We start from the raw sequence: 9,241 nt of genomic DNA on the forward strand, positions 1-9,241 counted from the left end.
CGGCTCGCTGGCTGAGACGCTCGATGCCGTGCCGGCCGGCGGCATCGGCATCGGCCGCGATGTAGAGGCGACGGCAGCCAGGCGGCAAGGTCAGGCCGGCGAGGTGATTGGCCGAAGTGGCGGCGGCAACCGGCAGCGCCGGCATCACCGTCCGGAGCGACGCCATCGTCTCGAACCCCTCGCCGGCGGCCATGACGGGCGCACCGGGCTGGTGGCCGAGCCATATGGCGTTGCCAAGAAGATGCCCGAGCGAGCGGCGGGGATCGGCGAGCTGCGCCTTGCCGTTGCCCGAAGCATCGAGCCAGGTGCGTTGCAGGCCTGTGGTCTGCCCGTTGAGGTTGGTGACAGCGGCAATCAGCGCAGGAAGCGTCCGCGTCTCGCCCGTTACGAGATCTCTGTAGTAACAGCCGGGATGGAAGCGCAGGGCACGCTCACGTGGGGAGAGCAGAATGCCGCGGCCGGCAAGATAGCGTTCGGCCAACGTGCCGGCGATCGGCTGGGACATGCCGAACAGGCGACGCGCGGCGTCGGGAGAGCCGCGTTTCGCGGCTAGCTGGCGCCGCGCGTCAGGAGCTTGGGGCGGTGGCAGCGGCATGGAGAGGAAGCGACGTGCTTCATCCGCGACCTCGCGGAAGTCGACCAGACCACAGCTCTGCTCGATGACGTCAAGCAGGTCGCCATATTCTCCCGATGACTCGTCGACCCATTTTCCGGCTGCCTTGCCGCCAACCGCCTTGAGCCGCACATGCATGGAACGGCCGCGTGTGTTGCGGACATCGCCGACCATCCAGTAATTGCCCGAGCGATGGCCCTTGGAGAGATATTCGCGGCACACCGCCTCGGCATGATCGCCAAGGCGGCGTGCCAGCTCGGAGGCCGAGGCGGTCATGATCGCCTCCCCTCAAGCCGCCGAGGTACGGTCGGTGACGCCAACCAGCGTGTGGCGATCGAAGAGGGAGGCGAGGATGGAGGACCCTTCCTCGGTCGTCGGGATGAACAGCCGGAGCTTCCAGGAGATGATCTCGGCGATCAGTCCCAGCGCCTTCAGCCGGGGAACCATGGCATCGATGAAGCCGATCAATTCGACACGGTAGTCGTTCATGATACGGCTGCGGCGCAGAATCAGGCCATCGGCGAGTTGCAGTCCGATCCGTCCGTCGACAAGCCCGGTCCAGGCATCTTCCGGCGCGAGCTTGGGTACATCGTCGAACCCCAGATTGTGCAACATGGTCGCGAAAAGAGTCGGCGCGATGTGACGACCGATGATGCGTTCGCCGGCATCGGTCTGGATCCGGTAGACCTGACAATCATGATCCGGCAGCCGACGCCAGATCGGCAACAGCAGACCCGTCACGATGTGAAAGGTGCTGGTGGTGAACTCCGGGACGGCGGTGACTTCTGCCTGCCACAGCTCGCAGAACAGTTTTCGGTCGGCGGGCTGCCAGTGGGTCTCGGCAAGGGCGTCGAGACCGAAGCGCAGTTCGGCCGCAGCAGGCGCACTCGGTGTTCGACGGTTCCGTCGTCGAGCATCAGGCTCGCCGTGGGAACCCGGATCGCCGTGCGGTTCGATCGCGTGTTCACCAACAGAACCGCTTGCGGTTCCGCCCGGACGATGGCCAGCGCGTCGACGAGGCTGAGCGGCCGTGTACGGTCCTTGCGCGCGACGGTCAGCACATGCGACTGCGCGCCCGAGACCGGGTGCGAGTAGACGGTGCGGCGATCGGTGACGACGATGCTCTCCGCCGTGATCGTCTCCAGACCTTTGTCATAGGAGCCGGCAGCGATCGCGCCCTCGACCTTCGCCGCCATCAACTGCTCGAACACCTCGAACAGCAGGTTCTGGGTTTCGATGCGCAGCGCCAGCAGGCGATTGAGCCAGGTCGTGATCGGCGGCAGTTCGTCGCGCAGCCCGCCCTCGTCAGTCGTCAGCGACAGGCCGGTCACGGTCTCGAAGGTCGTGAGCGAGCAGCCCTCGATCCTGCCCTGATGCAGCAGCATGTAGAATTGGCGAAGTGCGGCCCGCGCGTAGGGGCTTTCGAGATTGTCCTCGGCACGGAACAGCCCTGCCCCGCCGGTCTGGCGCTGGCCGCGCGTGATCGCGCCCAGCGTGTCAAGCCGCCTGGCGATCGTCGACAGGAAGCGTTTGCCGGCCTTCACATTGGCGGCCATGGGCCGGAACAGCGGCGGTTGCTTCTGATTTGTGCGGTGGGTCCGCCCGAGACCCTGGATGGCGTTGTCCGCGCGCCAGCCGGCCTCGAGCAGATAGTGCTTGCGCAGCCTCTGGTTCCTGACCCCGAGATCGGCGTGATACGAACGGCCGGTACCGCCGGCGTCCGAAAAGATCAGCACGCGCTTCTCGTCATCCATAAAGCTCTGGGTCTCGGCGAGATTGGCCGAGCCAGGGCGATTCTCGACGGCAAGCCGGTCGATGCCGTCGCGGCCGGTCTTCTTCACGATGCGGCGGGACCGGCCGGTCACCTCGGCGACGGTGTCGGCGCCAAAGTGATGGATGATCTGATCGAGCGCGCTACCGACCGGCGGCAGCGATGCGAGTTTTTCGATCATCTCGTCGCGCCGGCGAACAGCCTCCCGGCATTGAACCGGGTTGCCATCTTCGTCGTGGACAGGCCGCGAACAGACATAGCCTTCGGCGTCCGAATATTCCTCGAACAACTGGGTGGGGAAGGAGTGCATCAAGTACCCGCCGACATACTCGCGCGGCGTGACGTCGACATGCAGGTCCGACCATTCCTCGGTCGGGATCTCGGCAAGGCGTCGTTCCATCAGCGCTTCGCCCGTCGAGACAATCTGCACGACTGCCGAATGGCCATCGGCAAGATCCTGTCCGATCGCGCCGATCAGGGTCGGCGTCATCGTCGAGGTAATCAAATGCGAGAAAAAACGTTGCTTGGTGCTCTCGAACGCCGAGCGCGCCGCCGCCTTGGCGTTGCGGTTCAGCGTGCCGGACTCACTGGTGATGTTGGTCGCCTCGAGTGCGGCGGTCAGGTTGTTGTGGATGACCTGGAAGGCGTCCGCATAGCCGTTGTAGATGCGAATCTGCTCGTCGGTCAGCTCATGCTCGAGCAAGTCGTATTCGACACCGTCATAGGAGAGCGAACGCGCCGTATAGAGGCCAAGCGACTTGAGATCGCGGGCGAGCACTTCCATCGCCGCGACACCGCCGTCCTCGATTGCTGCCACGAACTCGGCTCGGTTGGCGAATGGAAAATCCTCGCTGCCCCAGATGCCGAGACGCTGCGCATAGGCGAGGTTCTCGACGGCGGTCGCACCGGTCGCGGAAACGTAGACGACGCGCGCGTCGGGAAGGGCGTGCTGCAGCCGCAGCCCCGCCCTGCCCTGCTGCGAGAGCGCGACGTCGCCACGCTCGCTTTTGCCGCCAGCGGCATTGGCCATGGCGTGCGCCTCGTCAAAGATGATGACGCCATCGAAAGATTTTTTGGCCCCCGACTGGTTTTCTCCAATCCCTGTCTGGCTTTCTTTAATCCCCGTCGGGCCTTCGTTCCTTCCCGCCGAGTTTTCTCTGTTCCCCGTCGGGCATTCGTCCCTCCTCGCCGGCTTCTCTCCAGTCCCCGCCGGGCCTTCGGCCCTCGCCTCTTGTCCAACCCAGTCGAGGATCTGGGCTATCCGGGATTTCTTGCCTCCCCGTTCCTGCGAGCGGAGCGTGGCGTAGGTCGTGAACAGGATGCCCTCGGCAAGGCGGATCGGCGTGCCCTGCCGATAGCGCGACAGTGGCTGGACGAGGAGTTTTTCCTGGCCAAGTGCCGCCCAATCGCGCTGAGCGTCCTCAAGCAATTTGTCCGACTTGGAAATCCAGATTGCACGGCGGCGGCCCTGCAGCCAATTGTCGAGGATGATGCCGGCGACTTGCCGTCCCTTGCCGCAGCCGGTTCCATCGCCCAAAAACCATCCACGGCGAAAGCGGACAGCGTTCGCAGCACCTTCTGGCGCGGCCGAGACGACATCGCAGGTTTCGTCGACCGTCCAGGTCCCGGCGAGATAGCCGCAATGGGCTTCGCCGGCGTAGATGACGCTTTCGAGCTGGGCGTCCGACAGCAGGCCCTCGTCGATGATCTCATCAGGAAGAAGCGGGCGATAGGAAGGTTTTGGCGGCGCCACGGCGGCCATTGCGGCCGACTGCACGAGCGGCGTCGGATGCGGTTTTGCGCGGGGAATGTCGATCGACTGGAGCGCGTAGGGTTCGTAGATCGTGTCGGTGAGCCGGCCGCCCTCCTCCGGCATCCAGTCGCGTAGCTCATAGGCGAGGGGGACCGCCGGCGTGCTGTTTGCCTTGACCTGGCGGGCGGGTTTCGCCTGCGCAATCGGGCGGAACGGTTGGATGGCCTTCGGAGCAGCCGTTGAGACAGCGAGGGGTGCGGCTCTCGCCCCCGATCGGGCACCCATGTGCGCTGCTGCCTTCCTCAGTATCCCGTGCGACAGAGCGCCGATCGAATCCGGAAAGCCGCCCGGTGTCCGGGGCGGCAGATCCGTGATCCAGGAGAGCAACGTTTCGACATCTGCGGCCTTGCCGGGCGACCGGATGAAGCCGGTCGGGTCGGTGGCCGGTACCTTGTCGATAATTGTCAGGCGGGTCTCAGTGGTGGTGCCATGGCGGGCATAGACACGGCCGTCGATCGCTGCGGTGAAGACAATGGTGCCCTGCTGCTGCAACCGTTCGAAGGCCGGCCGCCATTTGGGGCTTTCCGAAGACAGCCCGGTGCCGGTGATGGCGACCAGGCGCCCGCCCGGACGCAGGCGTGCGAATGCGGAGGAGAGGTGCCGCCATGCCGCATCGGCGACATGGCCGTCGACATAGGCGCCGACGGTGAAGGGCGGATTCATCAAGACGACGGACGGCTTGATCGCAGGTTCGAGATGATCGTCGATATGGGCAGCGTCGTGCCGAGAGACGGGCATGCGCGCAAACAGCAGGCCGAGGAGATCGGCCCGCGTCGCGGCAAGCTCGTTGAGGGCGATCGAGGCGCGCGCCATCTCGGCATGGACGGCGAGCAGACCGGTGCCGGCCGAGGGTTCGAGAACGAGGTCGCAAGATGCGATCGCCGCGGCGTGCGCTGTCACGAAGGCAAGCGGCAAGGGCGTCGACAGCTGCTGCATGGCCTGGCTCTCGTCGGACCGTCGCGTATGGGTGGGAAGAAGGTCGGCGATGCGCTTGATCATCGCCAGCGTTGCCTGGGGCGTGGTGGACCGGGACAGGATCGCAGGGCCGAACCGGCGCAAGAACAGCACCTGGGCGACTTCGAGCGCCTCATAGGCGTCCTTCCAGACCCAGAACCCTTGCGCATCGCTGCCGCCAAAACCTGTCGTCATGGCGGTGCGCAGTGCGGCGGTGGTGACAGGCTTGCCCTGCTCGAGGAAAGGCAGAAGCCGCATTGCCGCTTGATAGATTGCCTGGGCGTTGTTGATGGAGGCCGGCGTCGGCGCGTCGAGGGGAGCGGCAGTCCGCGCAACGGCAGGTGTGGTCGAAACGATGTTCATGGAGATGTCCTTCGCGAGAGGGGGGGCGCCCGCGCCGGCACTCTCTCCGCGCCAGCCGGGCCGCGCTTCTCCCCGCTCCCCTCTGCCTCTGGCGCCGATCCAACAAACGGGTTGCGCTCTGCGCAAACCCATGACTTGATGCGCGCACAGGGATGCGGCGGCGACCTGGAGCTGCGGAGGTGATGCGACGGTTCAGAATTGGCAGTGAGGTCTACGAGGAGGCAGCGCCTGACCTGCAGGCGGCGCTGGCGAACGCCTATGCCCGCACCGAGCGTCCGCTATGCCTGTGCCGCGAGCCGGGCTGCCCGATGTACATCGCCCGCATCGGCGACCTTCACCTGATCAAGCGCATGCCGCTGAGCGGCGGCGGGCATGATCCATCCTGTGATTCATATGAATCGCCTTACGAGCTGTCCGGCCTGGGCGCCTTGATGGGCAGCGCGATACAGCTCGATCCGCAAAGCGGCTTGGCGGCTTTGAAACTCGATTTCAGCCTGTCGAAGACGGGGAGCCGGGCAGCGTCCGCGCCTGCTGGCCAGAGCTCCGCCAGTGTAGCCGCCGACCCCAGGAGGATGTCGCTGCGTGGCCTCCTCCATTATCTGTGGCACGAGGCCGAATTGACGGTCTGGACATCCCGATGGGCTGGCAAGCGACATTGGTGGAATGTCCGCTGGCATCTGCTCGAGGCTGCCGGGCAAATGACGGTGAGGGGCGGGCCGCTCGCGGATATCCTGTTCGTGCCCGAGCCATTTCGCGCCGAGAACAAGGAAGCGATCGAGCAGCGTCGCAATGCGGTTCTTGCACCTGCGCTCCCGCCGAAATCCGGCCCACGAAAGCTGCTGGTCCTGGTCGGCGAGGTGAAAGAGATTGTTCCTGCCCGCTCCGGTCAGAAACTCGTCATCAGGCACCTGCCCGGTTTTCCCTTCATCATCGACGATGCATTACATCGGCGTTTGCCGGTACGTTTCGAGAAAGAATTGTCGCTGTGGGGAGCAGATTCCAGCTCACATCTGATAGTGATCGCGACCTTCGGATTGAACCCGGCCGGTCTCGCCATTGTCGAGGAGGTCGCGTTGATGGTGGTGTCCGAGAACTGGATTCCTTACGAGACGGTTCCGGAGAAGCGGCTGGTCGACGCGCTCGCCCGCCTTCGCGAGAAGAGCGTGAAGGGATTGCGCTACGACCTGCAAACCGACCAGCCGATCGCCAACGCTTTGCTCCAGAACAGGCAGCAGCCGATCGCGCTCTTTGTCGTCCCCGCCGGTGCGGACGAAACATTCGAGGCTTCGTTGCAGGATATGGTCGCGAACCGGCCGGAGATGGGTGCGTGGACCTGGCGGGTCGGTGACGGGGAGATGCCGGCCCTTCCATAGGCTGGGAACGACATCTCAGATTTCCATCAATGCCGTGAATCGATTGGCGGCCATCGATTCAGACATGCGTTGGACAAGGATCCCCGTTGTCTTGGACCATGACGGTATGGTGAGGGGTGACCAGCGATCGTCTTTTTCGGTGACCATGCTGTGGGTTTGCGAAGATCCGCGGCGTAAGCACAGTGGGCGCCTGATCGTTGTCAGCGTTGAACTCGGCATGCCATTCGAGCTGTCCGAACCCCGCGTTGCATCGGCGAGCGAGACGCTGGAGAGTTGGCTTTCGCATCGGCGTCCGTCCAGGGCGGCACCGCGGTCGATGGTTGCGTTGGGTGGACGATAGGCCTTGGCCAGCGTAGATGTGACCCGATCCCGCAACGGACCGATTCCCATCCGAAGGTGGTGCAATAAATGAAGCGGCAGAGCCGACCCTTCATCGTCGAGGTGAAGAAGAAGCGTGGCGAATCCGCGCGGCAGCGTTCGATCTAGGGAAATCTCGATCTCGCTGCGATCGACGCGGAAACGGCGCGGGAGCTGACGAAGATCAAGTCGGATGTTAGCTGTTATGGCGAGGTCGCGGCGTTCTTCGATAATCGCCCTGGCCTTCTCGACTGCCGCGATCGCCTTCGGCAGCCAGCGCTCGAACTCTACTTTGGAAAGGCCCATCGGCTGGGATGGTTCTGGATCGCGGAGGTTGGGACGGTCGGGCACGGCTGAGGACGAAGACCTCGTCCGTGTTGGCCTCGAACAGCATTAGGATGCGGTCGCCGATGGCGACACATTCGTTGATCCAGCGACGATCGGAATCGCGGTACCTTGTAGTTCGATCGGGCGGCACATAGACAATCGTGAAGTGTGACAGCGTCTCGCCCGTCGGCGCCGCATAGAAGTGCTCTTCCACCTCGATGACGACCCCGCCGGTGCTGTAGGAGGTGGCGACCGTGTCGCCGGGACGTACGAGATCGGCGACCGTTAGCGCTCCTGGGGGCGTGCGCCGGTATTGGCGGCGATCTGGGGCACCGAGGCTTGCGGTGTAGGTCGAGTACGCCATAGGTGTCCTTGCCGGCCCCTGGCGGGTGTTTACGGGGGGTCCGCATCGTTGTCTCCTCCCCTCCTGGCGCCTCGTGCGCGAGTTGCCGGCAAGCGGCTGTCGATCTCGTCGTCCGACAGGTCTTCGAGCAGTTTCAGGATCGTTCGTGGCCACCGTTGTTGACGAGAACGACGCGTTTGCCACGGTGGTCCGCGGGCCAGGTGTGGGGATTGATCTCGCCGGCGATCCCCCTGAAGTCGGGATGCGTCGCGTTCCAGATCGCCTCGAGCTTTTCCGCGCGGGTCATGCTGTCGCTCGCGCCGGTCTCGTGGGCGATGATTGCGGCGCGCATCTTGTGTCCGGGGATTGCCGATCCGTGAGGTCGCAAAAGCCATGAAAACAGCGTTCGCGGCCCCGGATCCGGATCGCGAAGAATACGCTGGTCACGTTGCCGGCCTTGAACTCCGACATGCCGAACATGCCGGTGCGCTTGAAGAGCGGCGGCAGCAAATCGAGCATGAAATGGTATTCTGACGCGGTGATCTGGAACCACTCGCCTGAATAGGGAGTGCCGGAAAGCAGATCGATGCCGGGAGTATCTTTGTGTCGGCTGAACAGTTGGAACATCTGCTCGCGGGTGGCGACGCCGTCGAGCACCTTCCTGAAGGGTGGATGTGCGGTCATGGGGTTCTCCTGAACGCGGGTCGGCCGCGCGCGGCATGAACCGCGTCGTCGCAAGTGCTTGGTGATGTTGTGGCTGTCGACTGGCCGAGCCTGCGGCCAGCGTGTGCACCGGCGATGATGGGGTTTGCAGGGTTCAGGCGGCGCGTCGTTCGGAGGAAGGCGAAGCGTCTCGACCAACCCCGGTGATGGCACGGACGGCGGCGGCGAGCGCCGGGATATCGTCGAGCATGCCGAGCGCGACGAAGTGGTTGGCCCCGCCGGTATAGTCCTTGCGGTCCTTGCAGGTGCGGATCAGGATGCCGGACCTGAGGACAAACCGAACTGGCCGACCTGGATGTAGGCGCGGTGATGGTGCAGGGTAATTTCACCGGAAACGGCTATGCCCGCCTTGTTCGAGCGCAGGTCGAAGCTTCCTGCGGCAGGGCAAGTTCGTTAGCGAGTTTCTTCAGCCGTGAACGGGCTGTCGTGTGAAAACGTCTCTTCTGCTGCTCGTCATAGGAGCAGCTTCTGTTCCAGTCGAACATGTCGATCTCCATGAAATGGAACAGGCCCGGGGGGGGGGGGGGGCGGGCGCGGGGGGGGGGGGGGGGGGGGGGGGGTGGGGGTGGAAAAAGAGGGGGGGGGCCCCACCCGAACGGGGGGG

General features: G+C 64.5%; 8 protein-coding genes. 2 read left to right on the plus strand and 6 right to left on the minus strand.

Going from position 1 to position 9,241, the window contains the following annotated elements; genetic code table 11:
* The 3 genes from NKH43_RS34550 to NKH43_RS34560 all read right to left on the minus strand — a co-directional run.
* Positions 1-889, minus strand: an 889-nt coding sequence (locus tag NKH43_RS34550; RefSeq protein ID WP_352861955.1) for a DUF7146 domain-containing protein, incomplete at its 3' end; no start/stop codon positions are given.
* A gap of 12 nt (positions 890-901) precedes the next feature.
* The gene (locus NKH43_RS34555; RefSeq protein WP_352622184.1) at positions 902-1,354 is read right to left on the minus strand and encodes a hypothetical protein; all 453 of its coding nucleotides are present in this window, start codon (positions 1,352-1,354) and stop codon (positions 902-904) included.
* Entirely contained in the window at positions 1,351-5,514 is a 4,164-nt protein-coding gene (locus NKH43_RS34560) for a strawberry notch-like NTP hydrolase domain-containing protein (RefSeq protein WP_352622182.1), read from the minus strand. Before NKH43_RS34560 ends, NKH43_RS34555 begins: the two co-directional genes overlap by 4 nt.
* Positions 5,515-5,696: 182 nt before the next feature.
* Between NKH43_RS34560 and NKH43_RS34565 the strand changes: the two genes are divergently transcribed.
* Positions 5,697-6,887, plus strand: a complete 1,191-nt coding sequence (locus NKH43_RS34565) for a DUF1173 domain-containing protein (RefSeq protein ID WP_352468582.1) — start codon at positions 5,697-5,699, stop codon at positions 6,885-6,887.
* Between the two features lie 15 nt (positions 6,888-6,902).
* On the opposite strand, the gene NKH43_RS34570 is transcribed toward NKH43_RS34565, so the two are convergent.
* From NKH43_RS34570 to NKH43_RS34580, 3 genes are all read right to left on the minus strand, one after another.
* Positions 6,903-7,550 carry a hypothetical protein gene (locus NKH43_RS34570; RefSeq protein ID WP_352622180.1) on the minus strand — a complete coding sequence of 216 codons (648 nt, stop codon included), beginning with the start codon at positions 7,548-7,550 and terminating at the stop codon, positions 6,903-6,905.
* A gap of 518 nt (positions 7,551-8,068) precedes the next feature.
* The gene (locus NKH43_RS34575) at positions 8,069-8,221 is read right to left on the minus strand and encodes a hypothetical protein (protein ID WP_352468584.1); all 153 of its coding nucleotides are present in this window, start codon (positions 8,219-8,221) and stop codon (positions 8,069-8,071) included.
* On the minus strand, positions 8,218-8,598 hold the full coding sequence (locus NKH43_RS34580; protein WP_352516378.1) for a DUF1419 domain-containing protein: 381 nt from the start codon (positions 8,596-8,598) through the stop codon (positions 8,218-8,220). Before NKH43_RS34580 ends, NKH43_RS34575 begins: the two co-directional genes overlap by 4 nt.
* Before the next feature lie 124 nt (positions 8,599-8,722).
* On the opposite strand from NKH43_RS34580, the gene NKH43_RS34585 reads away from it, so the two are divergent.
* On the plus strand, positions 8,723-8,938 hold the full coding sequence (locus tag NKH43_RS34585; protein WP_352468586.1) for a hypothetical protein: 216 nt from the start codon (positions 8,723-8,725) through the stop codon (positions 8,936-8,938).
* The last annotated feature ends 303 nt before the right edge of the window (positions 8,939-9,241 follow it).

It is taken from the genome of Mesorhizobium sp. M1163, from assembly GCF_040318415.1.
In the GTDB taxonomy this organism is placed as follows: Bacteria; Pseudomonadota; Alphaproteobacteria; order Rhizobiales; family Rhizobiaceae; genus Mesorhizobium.